The organism is Methanoculleus methanifontis, assembly GCF_030464365.1.
GTDB classification, from domain to species: Archaea; Halobacteriota; Methanomicrobia; order Methanomicrobiales; family Methanoculleaceae; genus Methanoculleus; species Methanoculleus methanifontis.
Genome location: NZ_VCYI01000011.1, coordinates 22,626 through 36,193 on the forward strand (window position 1 = coordinate 22,626; position 13,568 = coordinate 36,193).

Annotated in this window: 14 protein-coding genes; 6 read left to right on the forward strand and 8 right to left on the reverse strand. The window is 61.9% G+C overall.

The annotated features are described in order from the left end of the window. Position 1 precedes the first annotated feature (1 nt). The 3 genes from pstB to FGW20_RS08970 all read left to right on the forward strand — a co-directional run bounded on the left by pstB (position 2) and on the right by FGW20_RS08970 (position 3,011). Positions 2-763, forward strand: coding sequence for a phosphate ABC transporter ATP-binding protein PstB (gene pstB / locus FGW20_RS08960; RefSeq protein ID WP_301677747.1), 762 nt, complete (start codon positions 2-4; stop codon positions 761-763). 9 nt (positions 764-772) lie between these two features. Continuing rightward, positions 773-1,423: a phosphate signaling complex protein PhoU gene (gene phoU, locus FGW20_RS08965; RefSeq protein ID WP_301677748.1), complete on the forward strand. Its 651-nt coding sequence runs from the start codon at positions 773-775 to the stop codon at positions 1,421-1,423. 118 nt (positions 1,424-1,541) lie between these two features. After that, positions 1,542-3,011, forward strand: a complete 1,470-nt coding sequence (locus tag FGW20_RS08970; protein ID WP_301677749.1) for an RNB domain-containing ribonuclease — start codon at positions 1,542-1,544, stop codon at positions 3,009-3,011. A gap of 197 nt (positions 3,012-3,208) precedes the next feature. Here FGW20_RS08970 and FGW20_RS08975 read toward each other — a convergent pair whose 3' ends face one another. The 3 genes from FGW20_RS08975 to FGW20_RS08985 form a co-directional block, all read right to left on the reverse strand. After that, positions 3,209-3,532 carry a hypothetical protein gene (locus FGW20_RS08975; RefSeq protein WP_301677750.1) on the reverse strand — a complete coding sequence of 108 codons (324 nt, stop codon included), beginning with the start codon at positions 3,530-3,532 and terminating at the stop codon, positions 3,209-3,211. Positions 3,533-3,924: 392 nt separating this feature from the next. After that, positions 3,925-4,746, reverse strand: coding sequence for a mechanosensitive ion channel family protein (locus FGW20_RS08980; RefSeq protein WP_301677751.1), 822 nt, complete (start codon positions 4,744-4,746; stop codon positions 3,925-3,927). 238 nt (positions 4,747-4,984) lie between these two features. Next, positions 4,985-5,677 (reverse strand): lactate utilization protein, encoded by a 693-nt coding sequence (locus FGW20_RS08985; RefSeq protein ID WP_301677752.1) that lies wholly within the window; start codon positions 5,675-5,677, stop codon positions 4,985-4,987. A gap of 161 nt (positions 5,678-5,838) precedes the next feature. Here FGW20_RS08985 and FGW20_RS08990 point away from each other — a divergent pair, with 161 nt between their 5' ends. Further along, positions 5,839-6,327, forward strand: coding sequence for a cache domain-containing protein (locus FGW20_RS08990; protein ID WP_301677753.1), 489 nt, complete (start codon positions 5,839-5,841; stop codon positions 6,325-6,327). 24 nt (positions 6,328-6,351) lie between these two features. Here FGW20_RS08990 and FGW20_RS08995 read toward each other — a convergent pair whose 3' ends face one another. The 3 genes from FGW20_RS08995 to FGW20_RS09005 all read right to left on the reverse strand — a co-directional run bounded on the left by FGW20_RS08995 (position 6,352) and on the right by FGW20_RS09005 (position 9,501). Then, a complete protein-coding gene (locus FGW20_RS08995) occupies positions 6,352-6,645 on the reverse strand; it encodes a hypothetical protein (RefSeq protein ID WP_301677754.1) in 294 nt (97 codons plus the stop codon). 192 nt (positions 6,646-6,837) lie between these two features. Next, complete coding sequence (locus FGW20_RS09000) at positions 6,838-8,343, reverse strand: glutamine synthetase family protein (RefSeq protein WP_301677755.1); 1,506 nt, start codon at positions 8,341-8,343, stop codon at positions 6,838-6,840. A gap of 198 nt (positions 8,344-8,541) precedes the next feature. After that, positions 8,542-9,501, reverse strand: coding sequence for a M28 family metallopeptidase (locus tag FGW20_RS09005; RefSeq protein ID WP_301677756.1), 960 nt, complete (start codon positions 9,499-9,501; stop codon positions 8,542-8,544). Positions 9,502-9,780: 279 nt separating this feature from the next. On the opposite strand from FGW20_RS09005, the gene FGW20_RS09010 reads away from it, so the two are divergent. Further along, positions 9,781-10,212, forward strand: a complete 432-nt coding sequence (locus FGW20_RS09010) for a DUF61 family protein (RefSeq protein WP_301677757.1) — start codon at positions 9,781-9,783, stop codon at positions 10,210-10,212. 398 nt (positions 10,213-10,610) lie between these two features. Here the strand turns inward: FGW20_RS09010 and FGW20_RS09015 are convergent, their stop codons facing one another. Further along, positions 10,611-11,192, reverse strand: a complete 582-nt coding sequence (locus FGW20_RS09015) for a MerR family transcriptional regulator (protein WP_301677758.1) — start codon at positions 11,190-11,192, stop codon at positions 10,611-10,613. Between the two features lie 122 nt (positions 11,193-11,314). Here FGW20_RS09015 and FGW20_RS09020 point away from each other — a divergent pair, with 122 nt between their 5' ends. Further along, on the forward strand, positions 11,315-11,998 hold the full coding sequence (locus FGW20_RS09020; RefSeq protein WP_301677759.1) for a M48 family metallopeptidase: 684 nt from the start codon (positions 11,315-11,317) through the stop codon (positions 11,996-11,998). Positions 11,999-12,005: 7 nt separating this feature from the next. On the opposite strand, the gene FGW20_RS09025 is transcribed toward FGW20_RS09020, so the two are convergent. Next, positions 12,006-13,562, reverse strand: a complete 1,557-nt coding sequence (locus FGW20_RS09025) for a PAS domain-containing protein (RefSeq protein ID WP_301677760.1) — start codon at positions 13,560-13,562, stop codon at positions 12,006-12,008. Positions 13,563-13,568 lie beyond the last annotated feature (6 nt).

Consider the following 13,568-nt stretch of genomic DNA (forward strand, 5'->3'; position numbering starts at 1 on the left):
AATGGATGAATTCACAGTTATCGAGACAAGAGATCTTAACCTCTGGTACGGGAAAAAACACGCCCTCATCGACATCTCGGTTAAGATCCCGAAAAACCGGGTTACGGCGTTGATCGGGCCTTCGGGATGCGGGAAGTCGACCCTGCTCCGGTGCTGCAACCGGATGAACGACCTCATCGATTCGTCGAGGATCACTGGGAACGTCCTCTTCAACGGGGAGGACATCTACGACGGCCATGCCGACGCGTATGCAGTCCGCGAGAAGATCGGCATGGTCTTTCAGAAACCGAACCCCTTCCCAAAGAACATCTATGAGAACGTCGCTTACGGCCCTCGCATTCACGGGGTGGGCGATAAGAGGAAACTCGACCGTATCGTCGAGGAGAGCCTGAAGGGCGCCGCGCTCTGGGACGAGGTGAAGGACCGGCTCTATGAGCCCGCGCTCTCCCTCTCGGGCGGGCAGCAGCAGAGGCTCTGCATCGCACGAACCCTCGCGGTCGGGCCGGAGGTGATCCTGATGGACGAGCCCTGCTCCGCCCTCGACCCCATCGCCACGGCGAAGATCGAGGACCTCATCATCCGGCTTGCCCGGGACTACACCGTCGTCATCGTCACGCACAACATGCAGCAGGCGGCGCGGGCCAGCGACTACACCGGGTTCATGTACCTGGGGAGACTGGTGGAGTTCGACAAAACCACGAAGATCTTCGAAGATCCCGGTGAAGAACTGACGGAGAACTACATCACCGGACGGTTTGGGTAGGGAGAGCCAATGGTAACGAAATTTCATGCAGAAATTGCGTCCCTGAAAGGGGATGTCCTCGCGATGGGCCACCTCGCACAGGGTATGCTCCGGCAATCGATGGTAGCGTTAAAGGCCCAGGACGTGACGCTCGCCGAGACGATCGACGAAGAGAAGCAGAAACTCACGGATTACGACGACAGGATCGAGCAGAAATGCCTGAGACTCATCGCCCTCAACCAGCCGATGGCAAAAGACCTCCGGACAATCGCAACCTCGATGAAGGTGATCACGAACCTCTACCGCATCGGCCGTTACGGGAAAGACATCACCATCGTTGTACCCGATCTCGCCGGGGCGCCGCATGTGGGAAACCTCGTCAGCCTCCCCCACATGGGAGAAGTCGTCGACGGGATGATCGCAGATGTGCTGGTCGCGTTCGAACGCGAGGACCTTGCCGTGATAGCCAATATCCAGGAGAGGGAGGAAGTCGTCGACACCCTCAGGTACTCCATATTCCGCGGGTGCCTCACCTACATGATGGAGGACCCGAAGAACATCACGCGATGCACGAACTACGTCATGATCGCCCGCTACCTTGAACGGTGCGGGGATCACGCGTGCAAGATCGCGGAGAAGGTGCACTACATGGCGACAGGGGAGCGGATCGAGATCCGGTGATACGACGATACCCCCTTTACCCCTCCAACAATAGAGATGCAACACGGGCGGGTGAACGACTGATAACCGCCGGAGATTCCCAAGTGGTTTTATACCCGCAAACGAATCTCTCACAGAGATGCAGAACCAGCAGCCCGTCAACCTGAAGGGCATCGCGTGGGCGGCGATGCAGCAGTACGGTTTTACCCCCGGATTCCCGCCGCCCGTCCTCCGTGAGGTCGAGGGGCTGGATGCAAAGGTCTTCCCGGAGACCCTCGACGACCCCCGCGACCTCCGCTCACTCCTCTGGTCATCGATCGACAACCACGACTCAGAAGATCTCGACCAGATCGAGGTCTGCGAAGAAGGGCCGGACGGCGCGATCCATGTCCGGGTCGCTATCGCCGACGTCGACGTCTACGTCCCGAAAGACTCTGAGACCGACCAGCACGCCGCCCACAACGGAACCTCGGTCTACACCGGCGTTACGACCTTCCCGATGCTCCCCGACCGCCTCTCGGCGGGCATCACCTCGCTCCTGCCCGACCGTGACCGGATGGCGGTCGTCATCGAGTACACTGTTCTTCCGGACGGGAGCACGGTGCCCGGCGACGTCTACCGGGCGATCGTCGCGAACCGGGCGAAACTCGTCTACGAGGAGGTCGGCGCCTGGCTGGAGGGGAGTGAGGCCGCACCCCGGACGGTCGCGGAGACGCCGGGCCTCGTGGAGCAGGTCCTCCTCCAGGACAAGGCCGCGGTGCGGATGAGGAAGCGCCGGACAGAACAGGGAGCGCTCGCCCTCGAGACGATCGAGGCCGAACCGCTCGTCGAGGAGAACCGGGTCCTGGGCCTCGTCGTCCAGGAGCAGAACCGCGCCCGGTGCCTGATCGAGGAGTTCATGGTCGCGGCGAACGGAACCCTGACGGCGTTCCTCGCCGCCGCCGGTCTTCCCATGATCCACCGGGTCGTCCGCACCCCGAAGAACTGGGAGGGGATCGTTGCCGAGGCTGCGGAGCGCGGCGAAACCCTGCCCGCCGAACCGGACGCCGAAGCGCTCACCCGGTTCCTTATCCGGCAGAAGGCTGCCGACCCCGACCGCTTCCCCGACCTCTCGCTCACCGTGGTGAAACTGATGGGAGCGGGCGAATACGTGGCGTTCCGGCCGGGCGACGAGCCGATCGGCCACTTCGCCCTCGCCGTCACCGACTACACCCACGGCACCGCCCCGAACCGGCGCTACGTCGACCTCATCATCCAGCGGCTGGTGAAATCCGTCATCCGCGGCGAGCGCGAGCCGCCCTACACGTCTGCCGAACTCGAAGAACTCGCCGCACGGCTCACCGACCGGGAGAAGGCATCGCAGAAGGTCGAACGCTACGTTCGGAAGGCCGCGGCGGCCGTCCTCCTCCGGGAGAGGATCGGCGAGACGTTCGATGCGTTCGTCACCGGCGCCTCCGAGAAGGGGACCTACGTCCGACTGATCGACCTGCCGGCCGAGGGAAGGGTCGTGCTGGGCGAGCAGGGTCTGCGGGTCGGCCAGAGGGTGCGCGTCCGCCTGATGGCGGCAGACCCGTACAAAGGCTTCATCGACTTCGGACGTACCCGGTGAGAGAGGACCGGAGACGGGCGACGGGTATCCAGGAGGACGTACCGCCTCCACCTCGTTGAAACCGGGAAATCCTCCTGGTTCATAGTGAAGATGCAGAAAACGTTAAGATCTTAAAAAAAGAAGGGCAGCCTCTCGTTCATCCCGGGCTTTTCAGCCGCGAGAGTTCACGCTCTGCCGCCTTCATTCCAGGTGAATCCTCAGAGAAGCCCCAGGATACCGATGATGATCGCGATGACACCGATGATCGCCTGGAAGCCGCCCAGCCACGTGCCGAACTTCTCGAGATACTTACCGAGACCCGGGATTACGTGGAACGCACCGGTCAGGAGGATGACCCCGACAAGGAAGGCAACGATACCCTGCAGCGAGAAGATCCCCAGCAGTCCAAGGACCATCATGATGATCCCTATGATGACCTGGAAACCGCCCAGGAACTTGCCTGCCTTCTCAAGGACGCCCCCGAGGACGGGCAGGGCTCCTATAATTCCGGCACACAACACCAGTCCGCCGATTATGTTCATTATCGCGGTTATTGCCACAATTTCACCTCAACCTATCACTTTACAAAGTAGGGTTATAAATAATCCTCTGATATAACAAGTTAATTTAAGCAACACCCGGCGTGAATTTAACAACATATATTGACCCGGCGGACGGGAGGTGTCTGTTTACCGCTTGAACGGCGTCACTTACATGACTCCTCATCCTCTCGCACCGGGAGTTCCCAGGAACATGTTCAGCCCCGGTTCGGCATCCTGCAATACAACCCGGATATCCGGGTGACAGATTGTCCCGTACCGGGAGCACGTCGGTGAGTGTTTCCGGGGAGCAGGGGACGCCAGGCCCTCTGCCGGGCAGAAGGAGAGCCCCCGACCGGAAAGACCCCCGACGTACACCTGCAAAAGAAAGAGATCTACTGGGCCCGGTCCAGGTGGACATCCACCTGCGGGAAAGCAATCTCGATGCCGGCCTTCTTGAACGCCCCGACGATGTCACGGGTCAGATCCCACTGCACATCCCACATATCGGACGTCTTCGCCCATGCCCGGAGAGCGAGGTTCACCGAAGAGTCTCCGAGTTCGGTGACGAGAACCGTAGGTTCCGGCGATGGGAGCACCCGTTCGTGGGCCGCCATCAGGTCGGTGGCGACCCGGACCGCCGTATCGAGATCGCTGTCATAGGCGACCCGGACCTTAACCTCGGCACGACGGGTATCCATGCGGGTGGAGTTGATCACCGGGCTCCCCCAGACCAGGGAGTTCGGGATGGTGATGTAGGTATTGTCGAACGTCAGCAACTCGGTCGCCATGATGCCGACCGAGGTGACCGTCCCGGATATGCCGTTGACCTCGACGAACTCATCCTTATCGATGGGGCGGAACGCCGCCAGCCAGACCCCGGCGGCGAGGTTGGTGACGGTGTCCTGGAGCCCGAAACCGAGGACGAGCCCGATCACCGCCGAGAGCCCGAGCACCATGGAGGATATATCGAACCCGAGCGTTGCGAGGACGATGAGGGCCAGGATCACGTAGAGCAGGATCGAGAAGAACCGAACCAGGAACTCAATGACCAGGACGGGCAGTTTTGATGCCCGGGAGAGCATCTTTGTGAAGACAGATGTCAGCACCTTCACCACAATCAATCCGATGATCGCGACAAGCACGGCGAGAACAACGCTTTCGAGTGTGATGTCGGAGAGTGGAACACTGACGTTGAGGATTTCTGCGATCTCCATGTATAAAGATGACACGGGAGGTCAGATATACTAAACCCTCCGGAGGAGAAAAAAGGGGGAACACCACCACAGCCGCTCCTGCACGGCCGGACAGAGAGACGGTAGAACTCAGGAGAGGGAGGAATACGGCTGACCCGCACCTCGCAAAAAAAAGTGAACCCGGCATGAACCCGCCGTGAAGACGCCGCTCTTTTCCTTCAGCAGGCAGGCCCGGTGCCGCCGCGCGGGGCAGCCGGATTCAGTACCCGAGCGGCTGGCGGATCATGACCAGGGTGACCCTTCCGTCAACGTCTTCGTGGTCGAGGATCACATGTTTGCCGATATAACTCCCGATGCCGTAGACATGCTGCGCACGCTGGTTCTCGAGGGGCAGGCAGTACTCCCGGCACCGCCGGAGGGCATCATCGATGGTCGGCACGACCTTGTTCGTCCCGGAGACGAGGATGAGGTGGGCCGCCGCGTGAGGCCACGCCCCCATCCGGCTCCCGGTCTTGTCGCACCCGACGATCTCGCCCGATTCGGCGATCGCCTGCACCCCGGAGAGGAAGTAGTCCGCGGCAACGCTCTTGCGGCGGAGCGCGTGCCGCTTCTCGGTGTCATCCTCGCCGGTGATGACCGCGTGGTAGTCCCGCCATCCCTTCGGATTTTCTTTGAGCACCCGGTCGAACCCCATCTCGACCAGGGTCGTCGAGTAGCCGTTCATGACCTCGGCTCCTTTGGGGATCAGGTCGACGACGGTCCTGAGGGCATCCTCTGCCGAGTCCACAAGGATTACCCTGACATTCCGGGCCCCGATCGCCTCAATTGTCTTTCTGAGCGTCGTTTCGTCCGGCGTCCGGTTCCACCGCTCCGCATCGGCTCCGGCATCGGCCATCAGGTTGGTCGCACTGTACTCCGTGGCCTTCTCCATTTGCTGGGTAACGTTCGCCATCCAATCACCTCACGGTCGGAGGATACGATCCTACATATACCTCTCGGATGTCGGGCCCTTACCGTTTTCACGGCGAGGAAGGTGCCGGCGTCTTTTATTTGTATTCCAGCACACAGGAGGATATTAACAGGGTTTACCCCACCATTATAACCTTTCTTCGGGTGACCGCTACCGGATACAGCGATAATACCGGATCAGGGGCCGTAGAACAGATCATTGCCCATACAGACCTTGCGGGTTTCGTCCGGGAGGGCGCCACTCACGCAGAAACCGCCGGAGAGGACGCGGCACTTGTTGGATTCAACAACGGGGCGGGCAGGTTCTCGCAGGGAGCCCTCTACGTGTATGCGTACGACTCCAACGGGACGCTCCTTGCCCATCCCCACCTGCAGAACTCGATCGGCACATGCCTGAACGGGCGGCAGGACCCGTACGGGATGGAGAACATCCGGGCGCTCAGGGATACCGCAGAACCAGGAGGAGGATTCATCGCCTTCATCTGGCCGAACCCCGCCCAGGAGAAACGCGACGAACTCAAGATCGGTTACGTCGTCGACGACACCTGGTGGGTCGGGCCGGGGGTTTACCTCTCCGAGATCACCGAAGAGAACGCATCGCCCCCTCCCCGAAACCCAGGAAAACCGTTTTAACAGCCGGAACCGCCTAACAAAAGATCAGGGGGCCTGACCGGCCCCCACCTCCTCGCTGTCCCATACGAGGGTGCTCTTCATCTCGGTCATGATCACCCTTGACCCCGGGGGAACCCGGATCGCGTCGCCGATATCCTCAGGTGCCGACGCCCAGACGACCTGGTGTTTGACATCCCCGTCGGGCAGCAGCACCACGACACTGTAGGTGTTCATACCCTCCTCGGGGGTGCCTTCTTCCTCCCCGGGGGTGACACGATAGCAGGTGAACGTGACCGGTGCCGCTTCTTCCGCCTTTCTCTCTTCTGCTTCGCTTCTCATACGCGTCCCTCATCACCCGGATGAGCGCCGGGCCCTCGCGGGTTTTGAATGCCCCACCAGGGAACCCGCCTCACGTCCGGGAGCCACCTCCTCTGGTGCCCCTCCAGATAATAAGTTTGCCCCGTGCCGCAGCTTCCACGAGAGAGTGGCGGCCCGGTTAATGCCGGCCATCAAAAAAATATTTGCGTACTCTCACGCAACGTGGAGGAACTCTTCAACCAGTTCCCGGATCGCGTCGTTGTTACCATAAAGCCTCTCGCTCAGCCCCTGGTCGTCGAAAGCCTTCAGGTTGGTGATCCGGCTGTCGATCATCCCCGCCGGGAAGATTCCGGCCTCCTCAAATATCGCCCGCTTCACCTCGAGCGCTTCGGCAGACTCGACGCAGGAGGCGGGAAGCTGCCGGAACTCCGCGAGCCGCTCCCTGAACTCAGGGCGGAATATGTTCCCGCTGACGTAGAGTTTCTCGGCCATCTCGAGCGCGCCGGGCATCTCGATCCCGCGGAGCGCCGCCACGACGAGGCCGGCGACGATCAGGTAGGGATCGGCCGAGCCGTCGGCGACCCGATACTCGAATGTCTGCTTCGACAGACGGTTCGGTGTAAGGCCGTTTTCACCGGGGTTGGCGTCACAGGTCATGCCGTTGGCGCCGATCCAGCCGAGAGGCACCCGGACCACGACCGAGCGGTTGCGGTCGCCCCAGCAGACTGTCGTCGGCGCTTCCTGGTGTGGAACGAGACGGAGGTAGGAGGTCGGGATGGTGTTCCCAAAGGCCGTCAGGGCGTCAGAGGCGTCGAGGATACCGGCTATCATCTTCCGGGCGAGCGGGCTCAGCCTGCCTTCCTCGACCAGCAGGTTCTTGCCATCCTTCTCGACGAGCATGTGGAAATGCATCCCGCTCCCGGCCTTGCCGGCGGTGATCTTCGGGGCGAAGCTGATCTCGACGCCGTACTGGTTGCCGAGCATCCGCAAGACCCACTTCGCGACGATCAACTGCTCGACTGCCTGCTCCACCGGCATCGGCAGGAACTCGATCTCGTGCTGCTCATAGTAGGTATCGTCGTTATAGAAACATCCGACCTCAGAGTGGCCGTACTTGATCCTGCCTCCGGCGCGGGCAATCAGCCGCATCGCCTCGTCCCGCAGATCCGCGAACTTGACGAAGGGTTCGGCCGAGTGGTAGCCCTTCTGATCGCGGCCGGGGTAGAGATCGTCCCGCGGGCTGATGACGTAGTACTCGAGCTCGCCGAGCGTCTTGAAGGTGTACCCGGTCCGGCGGGTGAACTCCTCGTTCGCCTTTCGGAGCACGTACTCGGGCGCGCTCTCGAGTGGATTCCCGTCGCTGTCATAGAACGAGCAGAGGAACTCGAGCGTCGGCACCTCGGCGAAAGGACTCACGAACGCCGTGCGGTAACGGGGAATGACGTAGAGGTCGCTGCTCCCCGCCTCGATGAACGAGAAAAGGTTGCTGCCGTCGACGCGCTCGCCATCCGAGAGGACGGTATCGAGGTGTTCCTTTGAAGAGATGACGAAGTTGAGGGTCTTGAGTTTACCGTCCTCTGCGGCGTAACGGAAGTTGACCATCTCAATCCCGTTCGACTCGCAAAACTGTATGATATCCTCTTTCGTAAAGTTCGCCGGATCCTTCTTGAGAAAACGTACCAGCTCATTGGGGTTCATCAGGATCTCAGAATCTTTCATATTTCTTTAACGTTGGCTTCGACCGTATAAAAATGAGTGTTCTCCTCTCCGCATCCGGTTCGCCGAGGACATCATGCTCCTGGATAAGGGAAGGATACATCCCCGGATCGAAGGTGGAAAGGACCTGGTAAGAGGTGAAAGGGACAGCATGATCACCTCACAGCGCCTGCGCGACGAATAACGGCTCCATTCCGATCGTCAACCCACCCAGTCAGGCCAACTGGGGATCTCCCACACCACCATCGGGGTCTTCGGTACGGCGGGACCGGCATCCTCTCCCCGGACCCCGGCCATCTCCGCGAGCACCGCAAGACCAAGCCGGGCATTCCTCTGTGCATACCCAAACGAGACATGGTCGATGGTGTCGTCCGGGGTATGGGCCGGGCCGTGCTCCTCGCAGTGTGTCGTCACGGCCGGGTAGCCCCGTTCACGGAAGGATATGTGGTCCGAGGCGCAGGAATGGATGTTCTCGGTCAGGGCGAAGTTCGTGCCGTAGAGGGCGTTATAGTCCGCCATGAGTGCCGCGATATCCGCAGACCGCTCGTCGGAGACAATGTCGAGCACGGAGCGGTTAAGAGGATCGTAGCAGGCCGAGTCGTAGTTGAGGTAAAACACGATCGGAGCCGCCGCATTGGTGGCGTAGTCGATGCTGCCGAGACATCCGACCTCTTCGGCGTTCCAGAACGCGAACTCGACCGTCCGGTTAAACGAGTGCCCGCTCATCACCCGGGCGAGTTCCAGGACGATCGCGGCGCCGCAGCCGTTATCAGTGGCCCCGGGCGCGCGGGTAAGGTCTGTCGACGTGCTGTCATAGTGCGCCCCCACCACCACGACTTCTTCGGAGCCGTCACCACTTCCCGGGAGCGTGGCGACGATATTGTTGAGTTCGCCGCCTCGCGACTCCACCTCGAGCCCGGGGATGGCGGCAAACCTCGCGGCGAGATATGCGCCCGCCTCCCGGTTCCCGTCGGTGCCGTATGCCCGGGTCGAGAAGTTCTGCAGGGCGTAGGTCGTGTCCCGAAGTTCAGATTCGTCGATCTCCGCGAGCATCGCAGCGATTCCGGGGTCGTACTCATCCCCGGGTATTCCGGTGGCGGCTGCCGGGGGCGCTGCAAGAAGAACTGCTACGCCGGCGACGAGCAGGACAAAGAACGGCATCCCCGGGGAGCGATCATACCGTCGAGTATGCTTTCCGTGCACTGAATCTAATTTCATGCATGTTCACGCAGAAGACGCTGAAGGGAGGGCGAGGACATATATTTTTTCCCGGGCGAACAGAGGGGTATGAGAAGGGAAAAGGGCCATATCCGACCGAAAACGTCGGATCACGACCAGGACATCCGCCTCCGGAGACGCGGTTTTCGGGGCCAGGTATATATCGCATAGCAAAGAGAAGGTCTCTGACCGACCCAGAGAAGGATCGCGATAGGTGCATACATGCCCGATCGACCATCAGCAAGCGACGAGTCGACCCTTTTACGATGGATGCGGCTTGAGATCGGCAGGATCAACGACGGCATCGTCTCAGAACGCAAACGTCTCTCCCGGCTGTTGCGGGAGGAACACCCGTCGTCCGTCACGAAGGGGGGAGACCGCTACGACTTCGACCGCGACGTCCTCCACCGCCTGGAGCGGGCACTCCCGGGCGAGTTGCAGAGACGGCTCCGGCTTCCGATCCTCTTCTACTTCGACTCGACGGTTCCGGGCAGTTTCTTCCTCGCGGACGAGGCCGCGGTGCAGGCCCTCCAGGGCCTCGGGGAGATCAGTTCCCTCAGGAGGATGCAGGGCGGGAGGCTCTGGATCGCAAAACCCCTCGTCTACGCCGTCATGAACCAGTACCCGACGGCCATGCAGATTGTGATGGGGTAGGGGAACGGCCCCCCACGGAAAAGAGGATGAACGCTTCTCCGGCACCCGGTGGCCCACCTGCCGCCTGGTGGCTGACGATGGAATACGCGGCCGGCGAGGCGCTCGCAGGCCGATCGCTCAGGTGCCGGCCCTCAGTGATCGGCGGGACTGTGGGAGATGACCGATCCTGTGTTCCAACAACGATACAGGCTATTAACCCGCCGACAACCAGTATCTGAATGGCGACGGTCAGTAACGTGGCCATCTTCTGCTGGGAAATTCTATCACCCTGCGTGCCGGAGGCGGGGATTTTATTTAAATTTTGCTATTTTTATTCACCTGAATATTATATACTGATACATATGTCATACGAGGTGGCGAAGGGATGGCGGCCGGACGTTCGGCGGCTCACCAGGGCATCACTGGCCGGAACTGCTCTTCTTCACGACCGTCCTCCGGAACCGTTCAAGCACCGGCCGGGTGACCTCGTCCATCCGCCGGTCGAAGTAGTCCACCCATTCTGCGACGAGGGCGAGCTGCTCCTGCTGCGCGGAGAGGCGCTCCTGCAGGTCGTCGACGGTCCTCTGGAGCCGGGCGGCCTCCTCGACCCTCAGTTCGCGCTCCCGCTCGAGTTCCTCTGCCATACGGACGATCCGGCGCTCTTGCCGGGCCAATGTATCCCGCATCACCCCGAGCTCGATCACCACCTCGGGCGGAAGCGGAACGGCGGCCAGGTCGAACTCTTCTGCCGGTTCTTCCGGCGCGGCCGACTTCCTGCCGGATTTGACCTCTTCGGCGATCTCATCGGGCGAGAGCCCTCTCCCGGAGAGCTCCGCGAGTTCCTGGACGATCTTCACCGCCTTCTGCGGGAAGAGCCTGACCCGCCCGATCGTCCGGTAGGCGAAAAGGTTGTCGTAGGTCTGGATGAGTGCCCGGACATCCTGCTCCGAAAGTCCGGTGAGGTGCGCGATATCGCCGATCTTCAACTCTTTCTCGTGCATGCTGCCATCCTCCGCGCCCGCCCGCATCCCGGGGTGGGAACCCTACGTAACTCTTTGTCGTCATCAGGTATAGGTACGTGCCGGATCACGTTTTTTCCCGCCGGCGCCCCAGTACTGGTATTATGGATCGGGGAGAGAGGGAGAGCGTCCCTGACGGCACGACCATCGTTTTGAAGGAGGTGCGGTCCGCCCGCCTCCAGGTGCGGCCGGACGGAACCCTGCGCGTGGTCGCCCCCCCTTCGTTCGACGTCGAGGGGTTCCTGCAGCGCAACGCGGCCTGGATAGAGAAGCGGCGCCGGGAACTCGACCGGCTGGCCACCGAAGGGTGCGGGCGGGAGGACCTGCTCCTCCTGCACGGGCGGTTCTGCCGCGTGGTTCCGGGCGCGCGGTTCATGCTCGATGAAGCCCGCGAAACCGTCGCCTGCCCATCAATCCCCGCTCTCCGGCGAGGGCTCTCCCGGACGCTGAAAGAGGAAGTTCTCGGCCGGCTGAAGGCCTGCCCGGACCTTGTCGGCCGGTGGCAGGGGCGAATCGCAGTGAAGATGCAGAAGACGCGATGGGGGAGCTGCTCGACGCTCGGCAATATAAACGTCAACCTCCGCGTCGTAGCCCTCCCGGAGACGCTGCGTGAATACGTCGTCGTCCACGAGGCCGCCCACCTCCGCGAACCGAATCACTCGAAACGATTCTGGCGTCTCGTCGGCGAGCATTACCCGGATTACCGGGCGGCGGAAGCCGAACTGCGCCGCTACTGGATCATCCTCGAGCGGAACAGGGTATGGGGAGCGCTCACGGATACGGGGTGAATGAGTATCAGGAGTACCTCCGCCAGAACATGGAGAGTCTCCTCGACTCGCCCCACCGCTCGTCAAGCTGGTCGATGATACCGTTGATCCGCTGCACCTGCTGGCGGATCCTCTCCGTCGTCCCGGGATCGTCGAGCAGTTCGGCATGTCCCATGATCGCCTGGAGCGGGTTCCGTATATGGTCGGCCAGCAGGGCGAACTGCTCCATGTTCCGCTCGATCTGAGCGTAGGCTTTCGATTTCAGGTCTTCGACCTCCTTCTGGGCGGTGACGTCTCTCGCGACGGTGACGATCCTCGCGACCTCGCCGTGCTCGAAGATCGGGATCCGCATCTCCCGCAGAATCATGGTTCGGTCACCCGACTTGAGAGACCGTTCCGACGTCAGCGGCCGGCCGGTTCGAACGACCCGCTCGTAGAGCTGCCGCGTCGCAGGAGGGAAGAACGGCACGACGGCGAAGATATCCTTTCCGACGACGTTCGTTTCGAGCCCGAGGTCTTCGCACCAGGCGATGAAGGCATCGTTCGCGAGAAGGAGGGTGAGATGGGTATCGACGACGGTAACGGTGTCGGTGATGGCGTCGAGGACGATCTGGTAGAGGCCTTCCGACTCCCGGAAGACGTACTCGGACTGCTTTCGGTCGAGCGCGCCCGCGATGATATGGACGGCCGCAGAAAGAAGCGCCACATCCTCGTCCGCAAAATGGGCGTTGTCGGCATCCAGGTCGAACCCGATGAAGCCGACGACCGCTCCACTCAGCCGGAGAGGGATCATCAGGGCCGCCGTAGCGCCGTGCCGCTCCAGGAACTCGCGCTCTCTCCTGTCGGGCCGCCCGTCTTCGGACACCCCGTTCACGATCACGGTCTCGCCTTTGAGAACCTGCACGGCCCATCGGGGCGGCTTGCCCTTGAAGAGGTTGCGCGACTCGCCCCGCAGCGGAGCCTGCCCCGCCCGGCACCATTCGTGCGTCGTCCCGAGAAGTGTCCGCAGGTCATTGAAGAGAGCGAGATAGACCCTGCACGCCCCGCACACGCGCCCGAGTTCCTCGAGCGAGTCGTCGATCGCCGGATCGATCGCCGCTGTGTCTATGAACCGGGCGGGCATCGCCGCGACGGCCCGCTCCAGGCTGCGGCGGTGACCGGGCGCATCCCTGACCCCGCGCTTCACGCCGGCCTCGATGCAGGAGAGGAGGAGCCAGACCTCGGCGGTTCCGGGATCGCGGACGGTGCTGAGCGCTATACGGGAGGAAAACGAGGAGGCGTCCTCCCGCCGGGCGGCAATCGTCCCGGTCCACCGCCCGGTGGAGAGAGCGCGGGCGATGCAGTCCCGCCCCTCTTCGGGGGAGAGCCAGAGACGGGTCACCGGTTTTCCGACCATCTCTGAGAGGTTGTACCCCCACATATCAAGCAGCGAAGCGTTGGCAAAAGCGATACACCCCTGCCGGTCGACGATGCAGATCCCGGAGAGCGAGGTCTCGATCACCTGCTGCAGCATCGCAGCGGTGAGACCGGGCGTCGGACCGGAGATCTCGCCGGCCTCCGGGCGGTTCATTGTATTCGAATCCATTCCCAG

Bases quoted from the DNA above. Each gene is read 5' to 3' on its own strand.
- FGW20_RS09020 (WP_301677759.1), top strand. From the start codon at position 11,315: ATGGATCGGGGAGAGAGGGAGAGCGTCCCTGACGGCACGACCATCGTT.
- FGW20_RS09000 (WP_301677755.1), bottom strand. From the start codon at position 8,343: ATGAAAGATTCTGAGATCCTGATGAACCCCAATGAGCTGGTACGTTTT.
- FGW20_RS09005 (WP_301677756.1), bottom strand. From the start codon at position 9,501: ATGCCGTTCTTTGTCCTGCTCGTCGCCGGCGTAGCAGTTCTTCTTGCA.
- phoU (WP_301677748.1), top strand. From the start codon at position 773: ATGGTAACGAAATTTCATGCAGAAATTGCGTCCCTGAAAGGGGATGTC.
- FGW20_RS09015 (WP_301677758.1), bottom strand. From the start codon at position 11,192: ATGCACGAGAAAGAGTTGAAGATCGGCGATATCGCGCACCTCACCGGA.
- pstB (WP_301677747.1), top strand. From the start codon at position 2: ATGGATGAATTCACAGTTATCGAGACAAGAGATCTTAACCTCTGGTAC.
- FGW20_RS08975 (WP_301677750.1), bottom strand. From the start codon at position 3,532: ATGAACATAATCGGCGGACTGGTGTTGTGTGCCGGAATTATAGGAGCC.
- FGW20_RS08980 (WP_301677751.1), bottom strand. From the start codon at position 4,746: ATGGAGATCGCAGAAATCCTCAACGTCAGTGTTCCACTCTCCGACATC.
- FGW20_RS09010 (WP_301677757.1), top strand. From the start codon at position 9,781: ATGCCCGATCGACCATCAGCAAGCGACGAGTCGACCCTTTTACGATGG.
- FGW20_RS09025 (WP_301677760.1), bottom strand. From the start codon at position 13,562: ATGGATTCGAATACAATGAACCGCCCGGAGGCCGGCGAGATCTCCGGT.
- FGW20_RS08970 (WP_301677749.1), top strand. From the start codon at position 1,542: ATGCAGAACCAGCAGCCCGTCAACCTGAAGGGCATCGCGTGGGCGGCG.
- FGW20_RS08985 (WP_301677752.1), bottom strand. From the start codon at position 5,677: ATGGCGAACGTTACCCAGCAAATGGAGAAGGCCACGGAGTACAGTGCG.
- FGW20_RS08995 (WP_301677754.1), bottom strand. From the start codon at position 6,645: ATGAGAAGCGAAGCAGAAGAGAGAAAGGCGGAAGAAGCGGCACCGGTC.